This window comes from Micromonospora sp. A3M-1-15 (assembly GCF_024213425.1).
In the GTDB taxonomy this organism is placed as follows: Bacteria; Actinomycetota; Actinomycetes; order Mycobacteriales; family Micromonosporaceae; genus Micromonospora; species Micromonospora chersina.
In genome coordinates, this window is sequence record NZ_JANAVK010000001.1 from 208948 (window position 1) to 222022 (window position 13075).

General features: G+C 74.7%; 14 protein-coding genes. 9 read left to right on the forward strand and 5 right to left on the reverse strand.

Going from position 1 to position 13075, the window contains the following annotated elements; translation table 11 throughout:
* The first annotated feature begins 28 nt into the window (after positions 1-28).
* Positions 29-796 (forward strand): polyprenol monophosphomannose synthase, encoded by a 768-nt coding sequence (locus NLX85_RS01015; protein ID WP_254331141.1) that lies wholly within the window; start codon positions 29-31, stop codon positions 794-796.
* Between the two features lie 302 nt (positions 797-1098).
* On the opposite strand, the gene NLX85_RS01020 is transcribed toward NLX85_RS01015, so the two are convergent.
* The gene (locus NLX85_RS01020; RefSeq protein ID WP_254331142.1) at positions 1099-2691 is read right to left on the reverse strand and encodes an NAD(P)/FAD-dependent oxidoreductase; all 1593 of its coding nucleotides are present in this window, start codon (positions 2689-2691) and stop codon (positions 1099-1101) included.
* 72 nt (positions 2692-2763) lie between these two features.
* Here NLX85_RS01020 and NLX85_RS01025 point away from each other — a divergent pair, with 72 nt between their 5' ends.
* Positions 2764-4197: an aldehyde dehydrogenase gene (locus tag NLX85_RS01025; protein ID WP_254331143.1), complete on the forward strand. Its 1434-nt coding sequence runs from the start codon at positions 2764-2766 to the stop codon at positions 4195-4197.
* A 60-nt stretch (positions 4198-4257) separates the two neighbouring features.
* On the opposite strand, the gene NLX85_RS01030 is transcribed toward NLX85_RS01025, so the two are convergent.
* A complete protein-coding gene (locus NLX85_RS01030) occupies positions 4258-4662 on the reverse strand; it encodes a ChaB family protein (RefSeq protein WP_254333534.1) in 405 nt (134 codons plus the stop codon).
* A gap of 144 nt (positions 4663-4806) precedes the next feature.
* On the opposite strand from NLX85_RS01030, the gene NLX85_RS01035 reads away from it, so the two are divergent.
* The 4 genes from NLX85_RS01035 to NLX85_RS01050 all read left to right on the forward strand — a co-directional run bounded on the left by NLX85_RS01035 (position 4807) and on the right by NLX85_RS01050 (position 7165).
* Complete coding sequence (locus NLX85_RS01035; RefSeq protein WP_254331144.1) at positions 4807-5781, forward strand: YihY/virulence factor BrkB family protein; 975 nt, start codon at positions 4807-4809, stop codon at positions 5779-5781.
* Positions 5782-5867: 86 nt separating this feature from the next.
* Positions 5868-6284, forward strand: a complete 417-nt coding sequence (locus NLX85_RS01040; protein ID WP_254331145.1) for a DUF2795 domain-containing protein — start codon at positions 5868-5870, stop codon at positions 6282-6284.
* A 55-nt stretch (positions 6285-6339) separates the two neighbouring features.
* The gene (locus NLX85_RS01045) at positions 6340-6801 is read left to right on the forward strand and encodes an SRPBCC family protein (protein ID WP_254331146.1); all 462 of its coding nucleotides are present in this window, start codon (positions 6340-6342) and stop codon (positions 6799-6801) included.
* A 100-nt stretch (positions 6802-6901) separates the two neighbouring features.
* Complete coding sequence (locus NLX85_RS01050; protein WP_254331147.1) at positions 6902-7165, forward strand: hypothetical protein; 264 nt, start codon at positions 6902-6904, stop codon at positions 7163-7165.
* A 43-nt stretch (positions 7166-7208) separates the two neighbouring features.
* On the opposite strand, the gene NLX85_RS01055 is transcribed toward NLX85_RS01050, so the two are convergent.
* On the reverse strand, positions 7209-8447 hold the full coding sequence (locus NLX85_RS01055) for a sugar MFS transporter (RefSeq protein WP_254331148.1): 1239 nt from the start codon (positions 8445-8447) through the stop codon (positions 7209-7211).
* Positions 8448-8614: 167 nt separating this feature from the next.
* On the opposite strand from NLX85_RS01055, the gene NLX85_RS01060 reads away from it, so the two are divergent.
* Positions 8615-8827, forward strand: coding sequence for a hypothetical protein (locus tag NLX85_RS01060; RefSeq protein ID WP_254331149.1), 213 nt, complete (start codon positions 8615-8617; stop codon positions 8825-8827).
* On the opposite strand, the gene NLX85_RS01065 is transcribed toward NLX85_RS01060, so the two are convergent.
* The gene (locus NLX85_RS01065) at positions 8828-9274 is read right to left on the reverse strand and encodes a hypothetical protein (protein ID WP_091310182.1); all 447 of its coding nucleotides are present in this window, start codon (positions 9272-9274) and stop codon (positions 8828-8830) included. It lies immediately after the preceding gene.
* Positions 9275-9438: 164 nt separating this feature from the next.
* Between NLX85_RS01065 and NLX85_RS01070 the strand changes: the two genes are divergently transcribed.
* Positions 9439-9801 (forward strand): DUF6401 family natural product biosynthesis protein, encoded by a 363-nt coding sequence (locus NLX85_RS01070; protein ID WP_254331150.1) that lies wholly within the window; start codon positions 9439-9441, stop codon positions 9799-9801.
* A 57-nt stretch (positions 9802-9858) separates the two neighbouring features.
* Here the strand turns inward: NLX85_RS01070 and NLX85_RS01075 are convergent, their stop codons facing one another.
* Positions 9859-10722, reverse strand: a complete 864-nt coding sequence (locus tag NLX85_RS01075; protein ID WP_254331151.1) for a hypothetical protein — start codon at positions 10720-10722, stop codon at positions 9859-9861.
* A gap of 200 nt (positions 10723-10922) precedes the next feature.
* Here NLX85_RS01075 and NLX85_RS01080 point away from each other — a divergent pair, with 200 nt between their 5' ends.
* Positions 10923-13058 carry a SpoIIE family protein phosphatase gene (locus tag NLX85_RS01080; protein ID WP_254331152.1) on the forward strand — a complete coding sequence of 712 codons (2136 nt, stop codon included), beginning with the start codon at positions 10923-10925 and terminating at the stop codon, positions 13056-13058.
* Positions 13059-13075 lie beyond the last annotated feature (17 nt).

Below are 13075 nucleotides of genomic sequence, written 5' to 3' on the forward strand. Positions count from 1 at the left end.
ACCTGTCGGCCGACCGAGGATGTCCGTGATGATCGAACCCGTGCAGTTGCCCTCCCCGTGGCGCGACGCACGCCTGACCGTCGTCGTTCCGACCTACAACGAGGCGGGCAACCTCCCGACGCTGGTCGAGCGCCTCCTGGCGCTGCCGCTGCCGGGGTTGAAGGTGCTCGTCGCGGACGACAACTCCCCGGACGGCACCGGCGAGGTCGCCGACAAGCTGGCCATCGAGCACCCGGACCGGGTGATGGTGGTGCACCGACCGGGCAAGGAGGGCCTCGGCCGGGCGTACGTGGACGGCATCGGCCGGGCGCTGGACGACGGCGCCGACTACGTCGCGCAGATGGACGCCGACCTGTCGCACCCGCCGGAGGCGCTGCCCGGCATGCTCGGCGCGCTGCTCTCCACCCAGGCCGGCGTGGTCATCGGCTCGCGCTACGTGCCGGGCGGCGAGCTGGACGAGAACTGGCCGCTCTACCGTCGCGCGCTCAGCGGCTGGGCCAACCTCTACGTGCACACCCTGCTGCGGGTGCGGATCCGCGACCTGACCGCCGGGTTCAAGATCTGGCGGGCCGACGCGCTGCGCGACATCGGCCTCCAGCGGGTGCAGTCCAACGGCTACAGCTTCCAGGTGGAGATGCACTACCTCGCCACCAAGCTGGGGCACACGATCCTGGAGGTGCCGATCCGCTTCGAGGAGCGCCGCGAGGGCGCCTCGAAGATGACGACCGCCACCAAGATCGAGAGCGCGCTCATGCCGTTCAAGCTGCGCACCCGGCACCGCAACCTGGACACCTGACCCGCAGGCGCCTTCCGCACGGACACCGGCCTCACGCCGCGTCACGACGACGCGGCGTGAGGCTTTTCCGTCGGGCGGCCACAACCCCGCACCCGCTTTGCTCTGCAGCCATCACCGCAACACCCGCCCCACCTGCGCGGCACGGAGCGGCTCGGTCGCCGCGTCGGCGCGAGCCGGGCACCGTGCGTGACCGCCGCGTATGCGGCTGCAGAGCAAAGGCGCTGTGGGAGAGGTGCCGGCCGGCGGCAGCGGTCACCAACGGTGACGGGAAGCGAAGAGAGTGCGCCCTGCCGCGTGGCCGGTCACCGGTAGACGGTGCGGTGCGCCGCGCCGATCGCGCTCGCGTACAGGTCGCCGGTGAGCGCCCGGTCGCGGGCCAGGGCGGCCCGGGCGGCGTTCGCGCCGGGCGCGCCGTGCACGCCGCCGCCGGGGTGCGCCGAGGCGCTGGCCAGGAAGAGCCGGTCCACCGGGGTGTCCGCGCGGCCCAGGCCGGGGATCGGCCGCAGGAAGAGCTGCTGGTACGCGGCCGCGGTGCCCCCGCCCAGCGCGCCACCGACCAGGCTCGGCTCGGCGTCCTCCAGGTCGGCCGGGCCGGCCACGTGCCGTCCGACGATCAGCGAGCGGAAGCCCGGGGCGGCCTCCTCCAGCACCTCCTCCATCCGCTCCACGTGCCCGGCGATCTCCTCGGCCCGCCAGTCCCGCCGGAACGGCAGGTGGGTGTACGACCAGAGCGACTCGGTGCCCGGCGGGGAGTGGCTCGGGTCGGCCATCGACATCTGCCCCACCAGCAGGAAGGGGTCCCGGGGCAGCTCGCCGCGGGCCAGCGCCCCCGCGTACGCGGTGAGCCCGTCCAGGTCGGCGCCGAGGTGCACGGTGCCGGCGCCGGCCACCGCCCGGTTCTTCCACGGCACCGGCGCCGACAGCGCCCAGTCCACCTTGAGCGTGGAGCCGTCCCACTTGAAGTGCGCGAGGTCCTCGACCAGCCGGGGCGGCAGCGCCGCCGCGCCGACCAGGTCCAGGTAGAGCGCCGGGGCGGGGACGTCGGCGAGCACCGCCCGGCGGGCCCGCCAGTCGGCGCCGCCGGCGGTGCGCACGCCCATGGCCCGGCCCCGGGCGGTGAGCACCCGGTCGACGCGGGCGCCGTACTCGATCCGGCCACCCCGCTCGACCAGCCGGGCCACCAGCGCGTCGGTGATCCGCTGCGCGCCGCCGACCGGCACCGGCCAGCCGACCTGCTGGCCGAGCATGGCGAGCAGCCAGCCGTACACCCCGGAGCCGGCCTCCTCGGGCGACAGGTCGGTGTGCAGGGCGCAGCCGGCCAGCAGCGCCGGACCGCCCTCGCCGGCGAAGAGTTCGTCGCCGAGCTTGCGTACCGGCACCACGAGCCGGCGGGCCAGCCGCAGCGCGCCGGAGACCTTCAGCCGGCGCAGCAGGGTCAGCCCGCCACGCACCGGCGGGAACGGGCTGGTGATGGTGTCGAGCATCGGCTCGGCCACCTGGAGCCAGTCCGCGTACGCGTGCCGCCAGCGGTCGCCGTCGCCGGGGGCGAACGTCTCCAGTGAGGCCGCGGTGACGTCGAGGTCGCGGTTGACCACGGCCGCCCGGCCGTCCGGAAGCAGGTGGGCCAGCACGTCCGGCGAGTGGGTCCAGGACAGCCCGTGCCGCTCCAGGCCCAGGCCGCGCAGCACCGGCGAGGCGTACCCGAGGGGGTAGAAGGAGCTGTAGAGGTCGCTGAGGTAGCCGGGGGCGGTCACCTCGGCGGAGCGCACCGCCCCGCCGGGGACCTGGGTGGCCTCCAGCACCAGCACGTCCCAGCCCGCGTCGGCCAGCAGGTTCGCGGCCACCAGCCCGTTGTGCCCGGCGCCGATGACGACGGCGTCCGCGGTCGAAATCATCCGATCCGCCTACCCGGCCGGTTACCGGGCGAAACGCGTTTGCCTCGCCGGGGTCGGGGCATCCACTGCCGCATGTACACGGTTGCGCAGCTCATAGGTGGAGTCTGGGGTGCCGGTGGTGAGGGGGGCGAGCTGGTCGTACACGATCCGGCCGACGGCTCCCCGGTGACCACCGTGCCGGTGGCGACGGCGGACGAGGTGGCGAAGGCGGTCGAGGCCGCCCGGGGCGCGGCGGCGGAGTGGGCGGCGACGGCCCCGGCGGAGCGGGCGGCGGCGCTGCACCGCGCGGCCGACGCGATCGAGGCCGCCGCCGACGAGCTGGCGCAGGCCACCACGGCGGAGATGGGCAAGCCCCTGGACGACGCGCGCGGTGGCGTGGCGGCGGGAATCGGCACTTTGCGACAGTACGCCGAACTCGGCCCGGTGCGGGGCGGGCGGACCCTGCACGGCGCTCCCTCGGCGCTGGACTTCATGGCCCCCGAGCCGCGCGGCGTGGTCGCCGCGATCACCCCCTGGAACGATCCGGTTGCGGTCTCCTGCGGCCTGCTCGGCGCGGCCCTGGTCACCGGCAACGTGGTGCTGTACAAGCCGAGCGAGCGCACCCCGGCGACCGGCTGGCTGCTGGCCCGGGCCCTGGACCAGGCGCTGCCGGCCGGGGTGCTGTCGCTGCTCACCGGTGGCGCCGAGGTGGGCGCGGCGCTGGCCGGTCAGGACGTGGACGTGGTGGCCCATGTCGGCTCCACCGCCACCGGCCGGGCCATCGCCGCCGCCGGCGCCCGCACCGGCGCGAAGGTGCTGCTGGAGAACGGCGGCAGCGACCCCCTCGTCGTGGACGCGGGCGTGGATCCGGTGTGGGCGGCCGAGCAGGCTGCGCTGGGCTGCTTCGCCAACGCCGGGCAGATCTGCGTCGCGGTGGAGCGGATCTACGTGCACCGCGACGTGGCCGAGGACTTCGTCGACGCGCTGGTGGAGCGGGCCGAGGCGCTCGCCGTGGGCCCCGGCCGCGACCCGGGGACGCAGCTCGGGCCGCTGGTCGACCGGCGGCACCGGGACCACGTGCACGGGCAGGTCACCGCGGCGGTGGCCGAGGGTGCCCGGGTGCGCACCGGCGGCGCGGTGCCGGACGGGCCGGGCGCGTTCTACCCGGCGACGGTGGTCAGCGACTGCCGGCACGAGATGGTGCTGGTCCGCGAGGAGACGTTCGGTCCGGTCGCCCCGGTGGTCGTGGTCGACTCGTTCAGCGAGGGCCTGCGCTGCGCGGCCGACTCCCCGTACGGGCTGGCCGCCACGGTGCTGACCGGCTCGATGAGCCACGCGCACCGGGCCTGGCGGGAGCTGCCGGTGGGCACCGTCAAGGTCAACGCGGTGTTCGGGGGCGCGCCGGGCGGCGCCGCGCAGCCGCGCCGCGGCAGCGGCCAGGGCTTCGGGTACGGCCCGGAGCTGCTGGACGAGTTCAGCACGGTGAAGGCGGTGCACATCGAGGCCCCGGGCGGCGGCCACTGGTGAGCGGCACGACGGGAGCCCGGGACCTGCGCGGTCCCGGGCTCCCGTGTCGTGGCGGGCCGGTCAGCGGCCGCCGCGCGCCTCGCGGGTGGCCTTGTCGTTCGCCTTCTCGATCGCCTTGACCAGTTCCGGCTTGGTCATCCGGGACCGGCCCGGCACGTCGAGCTTCTTGGCCACCTCCATGAGGTGCTCCTTCTTGGCGTTGGCGTCCACCCCGGCCGCCGTGGGGGCCCGCCGGGCGGGGCCGCCGCCGGCCGCCTGCCGGTCGCTCGGGCCCTTGCGCCCCTTCGGCTCCCAGTGGTCGCCGACCTTCTCGAACTCGTGCTTCACCGCGGCGAAGGCGGTGCGGTGCGCCCGCTCCCCCTCGCCGTAGGTCTCGACCGCCGAGTCGTGCGTCTTCTCCCAGGTCCGCTGCGCCTTCGCCGGGGAGCGCTTCAGCGTGCTGGGCAGTACCTCGCGCCCGGGCATCTCGTCCTCCTCCGTCTCCGTGGGATCCACTACGAATTCCCGCACCGGTCCAGGGCAAACCGGCACCGGTTTGTCGGCTTCCCCCACCGGGTACCGCCCGGGCCACCTGCCGGAGGTGCGCCCGGCGGCGCGGAGGAGGCGGTCATGACGGCGACGGATGCGGCGGCCGGCGGCCGGCAGCGGGCCCGGATCCCCCGCCGGGTACGCCAGTTGAGCTGGGCCACCTGGCGCGGGGTGCTGGTCCGCAGCGGGCGCAACTTCGTGAAGGACAACTGCGCCGACTGGGCCGCCGCGCTCACCTACTACGGGGTGCTGGCGCTCTTCCCCTCGACGATCGTGGTGGTCGCCCTGGTCGGGCTGGTCTCCGACGGGCCGCGCACGGTGGACACCGTGATCGACCTGGCCCGCGAGATCGGCGCCGGTTCGGTGGTCGGCAACGACGCCTTCGTCACCGTGGTGCGCAACGTGGTGGAGCAGCAGGGCCCGGCGAAGGTGCTGCTGAGCTTCGGTCTGCTCGGCGCGCTCTGGTCGGCGTCCGGGTTCATCGGCGCGTTCACCCGGGCCTCCAACGCGATCTACGGCGTCGAGGAGGGGCGGCCGTTCTACCGGCTGCGACCGGTGCAGATCGGGCTCGCCGGGCTGTCGCTGGTGCTGCTGGCCGTGGTGGCCCTGGGTCTGATCGTCAGCGGCCCGGTCACCGACTTCGTGGGCGACCGGCTGCACGCCGGCGGGCTGACCCGCCAGGTGTGGACGGTGGCGAAGTGGCCGCTGCTCGCGCTGGTGGCGATGACCCTGCTGTCGCTGCTGTTCTGGATCGCCCCGAACGTCCGGCAGCCCCGGTTCCGCTGGCTCACGCCGGGCGGGGCGCTGGCCCTGCTGGCCTGGGTGGCCGCCTCCTTCGGCTTCGGCCTCTACGTGGCCAACTTCGGCTCGTACGACGTCACCTACGGCAGCCTGGGGGCGGTCATCGCCTTCCTGGTGTGGCTGTACCTGTCGAACTGCGCGCTCATGTTGGGCGTGCAGGTCAACGCGGAACTCCAGCGGGGCCGGATGATCCAGGCCGGCGTCGAGCATCCGGACGAGCCGGTGCTGGCGCCCCGCGCGACGCCGGATTCCTGACCGACTTGGCCCGGTTCGGCGCCGGATGCCCGGATCGGCCGGCCGCCGTCGGTTTACCTGCGGCCCCCTCGGGCATGTCTGTCGGCATGGAACGAGTCAGCAGCAAGCACTCGCCCAGGGTTGACGACAACATGGCTCAGGACGTGAGCGGCCTGGTCCAGGGCCCGGGGGCCGGGGGCTCCCGCGTCGAGGAGTCCCGCCAGCCGGAGCCGGCCGGCGAGGACCAGCCGGAGCCGAAGACGCTCACGGCCGGCGCCAGCCGCGGCGGCAACCCGCAGGGAATGAGCATGGACGACGTCGAGGCGCGCAGTCGGCTCGGCCGGTTCATCACCATGACCGCCCTGCCCGGCGACCGCGACACGCTGGTGGCCAACGCCCGGGAGAACCAGGCGCCCGACGACATCATCACCGCCCTGGAAGGCCTGCCCGAGGGCACCCGCTACCAGACGGTTTCCGAGGTGTGGGCCGCGCTCGGGCACAAGAACGAGACGACGCGCTGGTGAGGGGACCGGCCCACGGTCCGTGCACACACACCGGCGGGACAGGAGGAAGACAGACATGAGCGGCGTTATGGAACACGTGGACGTGGCCGTCCCGATCCGCACCGTCTACGACCAGTGGACGCAGTTCGAGGAGTTCCCGCACTTCATGGAGGGTGTCCAGGAGGTCCGGCAGCTCTCCGAGACGATGACCCACTGGACGGTGGAGATCGCCGGCGTGAAGCGCGAGTTCGACGCCGAGATCACCGAGCAGTTGCCGGACGAGCGGGTGGCGTGGCGCTCCACCGGGGGCACCCAGCAGGCCGGTGTGGTGACCTTCCACCGCCTGGACGAGGGGAACACCCGGGTCACCCTCCAGATGGAGTTCGAGCCGCACGGCGTGGTCGAGAAGGCCGGCGACAAGCTGGGCGTGGTGGACCGCCGCACCAAGGGCGACCTGGCGCGGTTCAAGCAGTTCATCGAGCGGCGCGGTCAGGAGACCGGCGCCTGGCGCGGCAAGGTCGACCGGCCGACTCCCTGACTCATCCCCCGTACGCGAACCCCGATGGCCGCCGGTGCTCCGGCGGCCATCGCCGGGTCCGGGGCCGTTTGCGATCATCCGGTCCGGGTACCGCAGGGGAATGACCGACAACGACAGCCACGTGTGGCGCGACGAGGAACGCACTCCCCTGCGCGAACTGGACCGCGCGCTCGCCGGGTCGAGCCTCGACGGGCAGGCGGACGACGTCACGGGCAACGACGCCGGCGAGGAGTCCGCGTTCGGCCACGGGCCGGAGGCGGTGGACCGGGGCGCCGGCCCGGAGGCGGAGCGGCGGGAGATGACCGACGCGGACCGGGCGTACCGGCCGTCGACGACCGGCCGGACCGGCCCGGACAACATGTGAGCCCCTCCCCCCGGGCCCGCGCGGCCCGGGGTGCGCCGGTCGGTCAGGACGCCGGGCGGGCGCGGCGGTCGCCGGCGGCGTGCAGGGCGACGAGCGTGACGGCGAGCACCACCAGCGCCGGGCCGAGCGCGGCCACCGAGATCCGAGCCAGCAGCACCCCGACCGCGGCCGGCACCAGGGCGGCGCCCAGGCCGGCCGCGCCGATCTGCAGGCCGATGGTCCGGTCGGCGTGGTCGCGGCCCACCCGTTCCGCCGTGGTGAGGGTGAGCAGCGGGAAGACCGGCGCCGCCGCGAAGCCCACCACGAGCAGGCCGGCGACGGTCACCCAGCCCGGCGCGGGCAGCGCCACCAGCACCGCTCCCCCGGCCATGCCGAGCAGGCTGCCGCGCAGCACCCGGGCACTGCCCAGCCGCTCCGCCACGATCCCCTGCACCACCCTCCCCACGAACAGGCTGCCCCAGTAGCCGGAGACGCAGAGCCCGGCGACCGCGGCGGCGAGCCCTCGCCCCTCGGTGAGCAGCAGGAACGCCCAGAGCCCGGTGGACACCTCGATGGCCACGTAGACGGCGAAGGCCGCCCCGCCGAGCCAGACGGCCGGCAGCCGCAGCGTCGCGCCGATGGAGCTCCGGCGGGCGGCCGGCGCGGCCTCGGCGGGCCCGCCGGGCACCACCTGCGGGGCGATCGGGTCGGGTGGCAGGGTCGCGCCGGCCGGCGGGCCGGCCCGCCAGAGCCGCACGGTGAGCGCGAACGCGGTGGCCAGGGCCAGCTGGGCGACGGCCACCACGGCGTACCCCCAGCGCCAGCTCAGGCCGGCGCCGAGCACCGCGGTCATGATCAGTGGACCGATCGCCACGCCGAGCCCGAAGAACGCGTGCATCCAGTTCATGTGCCGGGGGCCGAAGGCGCCCGCCGCGTACGCGTTGAGCCCGGCGTCGATCGCCCCGGAGCCGAGCCCGAGCACCAGCGCGAAGCCCACCATGACGGCGAGCGCGGGGGTGGACGCGTAGCCGGTGAGGGCGACGCCGGCCAGCAGGGTGCTGCCGGCGAGCAGCCAGCCGACGCCGAGCCTGGCCAGGGTGAACCCGGCGAGCACGCTGGAGGTCAGGTAGGCCACCGTGCCCGCCGTGAGGACCACCCCGACCGCCTCGGTCGGCACGCCCAGGTCCCGCCGGATGGAGGGCCAGCCGACCCCGATGAGGCCGTCGGGCAGGCCGAGGCTCACGAAGGCGAGGTAGGCCAGGAGCAGCAGGGCGGGGCGCGGTGGAGCGGGGGCGCGGGACACGAGGATTCATCCTGCCCGCCCCGCCGGACCGGGCCGCGCCGTGGGTGACCGGGCCCTCAGCCGAACGGATAAAAAGTGCAATACGGACGGCCGAGAAAACGGACAGCCCATCCAGAATCGGCCGAACGGCTGACGGCGATGCCCCTGTCCCGCGCAAGACTTTCGGGATGCAACAGGGCTCCGGTTTCCTCTCCCAGCGTCAGCGCCGTCTGGCGTGGCTCGGCTTCCTGCTCGCCGCGATCCAGGCGCCCGTCGCCGCCAAGCTGGTCAACGACAGCTCCTGGCTGTTCAGCCTCGTGGTGGCGCTCATGGTGGCGACCGTGATCGTCGCCGACGACGGCGTACGCCGCCAGCCGGCGCAGGCCCGCTCCTCCGACTGATCAGCCCTCGGCCGGGCGCGCCTCGTGCCCCGGTCGCCCCGGGCTGCGGCGGCGTTCCTTCATCTCCGCCTCGTAGAGGTGCCGCCGGCCGTCCACCAACTCGTCGCGGGCCTGCCGGTCCAGCTCCCGGAAGAGCGCGTAGTACCCGTCGTCGAAGTCCTCGACGATCTGGAAGGTCCAGCGGCCCGCGATGACGTTGCGGCCGAGCAGGTCCCCCTCGATCCGCTCGGCGAGCCGCGGGTGCCCGGCGGAGCGGAAAAGGGACACGGCGTCGTCGAGCATCAGGTCGGCGTGCCCGATGAGCTGGTGCAGCGAGTAGAGATGGCCGCGGGCCCGCTCGACGCACTCCAGCGCCTCGCTGAGCTTGCCCAGGGCCTCGACCGTGGCGTCACTCACGCCGGCCGGCCGGCGGTGTGCCTGGTCGGGTCCGTCCGCCTGCTGTCCCATTCCGTTCCTCCGCGGGGTCGGCTGCGTGCTCTGCGCGGTTTCCCTTCTGCCCCCGGACGCACGGCTCAATCCCCGCGGGCGGGGCCCGGCATCGGCCGGACGACCCGGACATCGGCCGGTCGGCCGAGGCCGCCCCGCCCCCGGCGCGGCTAGCCTCGGTCACCATGCGTGTGCCGAACAACCGGGTGGCGACCCGTTCCGCGGCGGTGGCCGCGAGGTCCAGCCTCACGACGCTCACCGCCGTCGTCGGCACCGCCGGCCTCGCGGCGGCCGCCGCCAACCCCGGCCTGCTCGCCGCGGTCGACCAGCACGCCGCCGCCGTCCGCGACAGCCTGCACGGCGACCGCCGCCCGCTGACCGTGGCGGCGCTCGCCGGTTACGCCGAGGGGATGCGCGACGCGGCGCGGGAGCAGGGCTGGCAGCCGCCGGTCGAGCCGATCGACTGGTCGGAGCCGGACTGGCTGCTCACCCGCCTGCTCGCGGTCTGCCTGCTGACCCGCGCGCTGGACCCCCGCGACCTGGCCTGAGACACGGCGGAGGGTGCCCGCGATCGCCCCGCGGACACCCTCGTCGCCCCGTTCCCGTCAGCCGTTCGGCCGGCGGAACTGCTGGGTCTCGTCGCCCACGTTGCCGGACCGGTACGTGCCCTGCGCGCCGGACATCGACGACTGCGGCATGGCCGGGCTGGGCTGGCCGCCCCGGTCGGCCATCTGCCGCTCGTAGTCGCTGCGACCGGCACCCTGCGCCTGACGCTGCTCCTTGATCGCCCGGGACTCCTCGGCGGCCCGGTCGAGCCACCGGTCCCAGCGAGCCTGCATCGGCTTCACCAGACCACCGCCCACACCGATCACCAGGATCCCGGCGATGGTGCCGAGGAACGCGATGAGCACCGGTGTGGTGACCGTGGTGGCGATGCCCACCTGGTTCAGCGCGGCGATCACGCCGAGCGCCAGGATGAAGACCGCCGTCAGGTCGGCGAGGATCTTGCCGTACGAGAGCCCGCCGAGCGCGCCCGTGACCAGGTCCCGCACCGCGTTGGCGATGGCCGCGGCGATGACCACGATGACGATCGCCACGAAGGCCCGTGGCAGCCACGAGACCACGCCACGGATCAGGTCACTGATCGCGTTGGGTCCCCACACCCCGAAGGCGAACTGCAGGGTGAACAGCAGGACCGCGTAGTAGGCCAGTTTGGCCAGGATGTCGCTGGCGTCGTATCTCGTGCGTTCGAGCGCGCGTTTGATGCCGCCACGTTCGACGGCGCGGTCGAACCCCACCCGTTCCAGTGCCGCGTCCACGATTTTGAGGACGGCTCGGGCGATGAGCCAACCCACCACGAGGATCGCGATGAACGCGATGGCCCTCGGGATGAAGAGCAGCACCGACCTCCAGAAATCGGTCAGGGCGTCACCGATGTCGGCCTGCCCGACCGCGAGGGTTTTCGGCATGTTGTCCCTCCTGTCGCGTGAACTGCGCCGCCCGCATACCCGGTGGTTTCGGCAGCACGCCGGGCCGACCCGGGGCAATTTCCCGACATGGCCGGCTGAACCGGCCCTGACCTGCCCTAACACCCACGCCGACCCGGGCTGCCGGCCGACGCGGGCGCGTGATCGAAACCTGACCGCCAGGCTCCGGTTAGGCTGCGGTCATGTCAGGCACCGTCGGGCGGGTCCCCTCGCCGTCAGCCCCCACCCCGGGAGCGCCCGCCGGTCCGGACGCCACCGGGTCCGCCGCCGCCGTCCTGGCCCACCCGTGGGCGGACACGCCGCTCGGCGCGCCCGAGGGCTGGGACCCGGCGGTCCGCGCCGTGGTCGACCTGGTGCTGGCCTCGCCGGTGCCGATGGCCCTGCTCTACGGCGAGGACCTGGTCCTGCTCTACAACGACGGCTACGCCGAGCTGATCGGCGAACGGCACCCGGCGGCGCTGGGCCGGCCGGCGGCCGAGGTGTTCGCCGACGTCTGGCACGACCCCGCCGCCGGCGAGGTGGTCACCCGGGTCTACCGGCGGGGCGAGCCCTACCTGGAGCGGGAGGCGGTGCTGCCGGTCGACCGGCACGGGGCCGGTCCCGCCGAGCCGGCGGTGTTCACCCGCGGCTACTCCCCCGTCCGCGACTCCGCCGGCCGGATCATCGGCGTGCTCACCGTGGCCGCACAGACCACCCAGGTCACCCAGCAGCTGCAGAGCCTCAGCGACTTCGCGGCCGCGCTCTCCGGCACCCTCACCCTGGACGACGTCGCCCGGGTCACGCTGCGCTACTGCCTGCACTCCTTCGACGGCGACCGGGTCTCGTTCGTGGTCGACGAGGGCTCCGCCTGGCGGATGGTGCGCCGGGTCCGGGGCGAACTGCTGGACGAGGCCGACGAGCGGCTGCCCCCGCTGTGGCGGCGGATGCCCGCCGACTCGGCGATCCCGATCGTGGTGACCGCGCGCAGCGGCGTGCCGTCCTTCGTCGCCGACGGCCAGCCGCTGCGGGACACCGCGGCGGACCGGCACGACCAGAAGATCCGCGCGCTCGCCTCGCTGCCGCTGCGCTCGACGGTGATCCGCGGCGCGCTGACCGTCGGCTATCAGGCCGCGCACCCCTGGTCGCCCGCGGAACGGGCCCTGCTCGCCGCCTCCGCGGAGCTGGTCGGCCAGGCGGCCGAGCGGGCCCGCCGCTTCGAGACCCAGCACGGCACCGCCCAGATGCTGCAACGCAGCATGCTCCCGGAGCGGCTGCCCGACCTGCCCCGGCTGCGGATCGCCGCCCGTTACGACCCCGGCGTCGACGGCAACGCCGCCGGCGGCGACTTCTACGACGCGTTCGTGCTGCCCACCGGCGCGCTCGGCGTGGTGCTCGGCGACGTGGCCGGGCACGACGTGCAGGCCGCCGCCCGGATGGGCCAGGTACGCGCCGCGCTGCGCGCGCTGGCCCTCTCCGATCCCCGGCCGGACGCGGTGCTCGGCGGCCTGGACCGGCTGGTGGCCAGCCTGGGCACCGAGGGCGGCACCCAGGAGCTCTTCGTGACCGTGGTGTTCGGGGTGATCGAGGCCGACCGGGAGCGGATCACCCTGGCCAGCGCCGGCCATCCGGCGCCGCTGATCCGGCGCTGCCCGGTCGAGGGCGAGCCGGTGGCCGAGTACGTCGAGGTGCCGCCCGGGCCGCCGCTGGGCCTGGGCTGCCACCCGCCGACGGTGACCGTGCCGTTCCGCCCCGGCGACACCCTGCTGCTGTTCAGCGACGGGGTGGTGGAGCGGCGCTGGCAGGACCTGGGCGCCGGCCTGGCCGGCCTGGGCGCCGCGGTGACCGCCGCGAGCAGCGGCGACCCGCGGGCGCTCTGCGCGGTGGCGAGCGCCGCCGTGCCGGGCGCCACCGAGGACGACGTGGCCGTGCTGGCCGTGGAGCACGCGGTCAAGCCGAGCCGGTCGGCCAGCATGGAGGTGCCGGCCGAGCCGACCGCGCCGAGCCGGGTCCGGCACTGGCTGACCGCCCAACTCACCGACTGGCACGTGCCCGAGGGGGTGGTCGGCGCGGCGGTGCTCTGCACCAGCGAGCTGACCACCAACGCCCTGCTGCATGCCGGCACCGCCGCCCGCGTGGAGATCGACCTGAGCGCGGAGCGGCTGCTGGTCTCAGTCGCCGACTCCGGCACCCGCGGCCAGGTGACCCGGACGCAGACCGACACGCTGAGCAGCCGCGGGCGCGGGCTGGGCCTCATCGAGGAGCTGAGCGACGCCTGGGGCACCGACCCCACGGTGCGCGGCTCGACGGTCTGGTTCGAAATCCTCATCCCCGCCGGGTGAGTCGCGCGTCGGCGCGG

Coding starts and splice junctions, on each gene's coding strand:
- NLX85_RS01015 (WP_254331141.1), top strand. CDS start 29: ATGATCGAACCCGTGCAGTTGCCCTCCCCGTGGCGCGACGCACGCCTG.
- NLX85_RS01020 (WP_254331142.1), bottom strand. CDS start 2,691: ATGATTTCGACCGCGGACGCCGTCGTCATCGGCGCCGGGCACAACGGG.
- NLX85_RS01025 (WP_254331143.1), top strand. CDS start 2,764: ATGTACACGGTTGCGCAGCTCATAGGTGGAGTCTGGGGTGCCGGTGGT.
- NLX85_RS01030 (WP_254333534.1), bottom strand. CDS start 4,662: ATGCCCGGGCGCGAGGTACTGCCCAGCACGCTGAAGCGCTCCCCGGCG.
- NLX85_RS01035 (WP_254331144.1), top strand. CDS start 4,807: ATGACGGCGACGGATGCGGCGGCCGGCGGCCGGCAGCGGGCCCGGATC.
- NLX85_RS01040 (WP_254331145.1), top strand. CDS start 5,868: ATGGAACGAGTCAGCAGCAAGCACTCGCCCAGGGTTGACGACAACATG.
- NLX85_RS01045 (WP_254331146.1), top strand. CDS start 6,340: ATGAGCGGCGTTATGGAACACGTGGACGTGGCCGTCCCGATCCGCACC.
- NLX85_RS01050 (WP_254331147.1), top strand. CDS start 6,902: ATGACCGACAACGACAGCCACGTGTGGCGCGACGAGGAACGCACTCCC.
- NLX85_RS01060 (WP_254331149.1), top strand. CDS start 8,615: ATGCAACAGGGCTCCGGTTTCCTCTCCCAGCGTCAGCGCCGTCTGGCG.
- NLX85_RS01065 (WP_091310182.1), bottom strand. CDS start 9,274: ATGGGACAGCAGGCGGACGGACCCGACCAGGCACACCGCCGGCCGGCC.
- NLX85_RS01070 (WP_254331150.1), top strand. CDS start 9,439: ATGCGTGTGCCGAACAACCGGGTGGCGACCCGTTCCGCGGCGGTGGCC.
- NLX85_RS01075 (WP_254331151.1), bottom strand. CDS start 10,722: ATGCCGAAAACCCTCGCGGTCGGGCAGGCCGACATCGGTGACGCCCTG.
- NLX85_RS01080 (WP_254331152.1), top strand. CDS start 10,923: ATGTCAGGCACCGTCGGGCGGGTCCCCTCGCCGTCAGCCCCCACCCCG.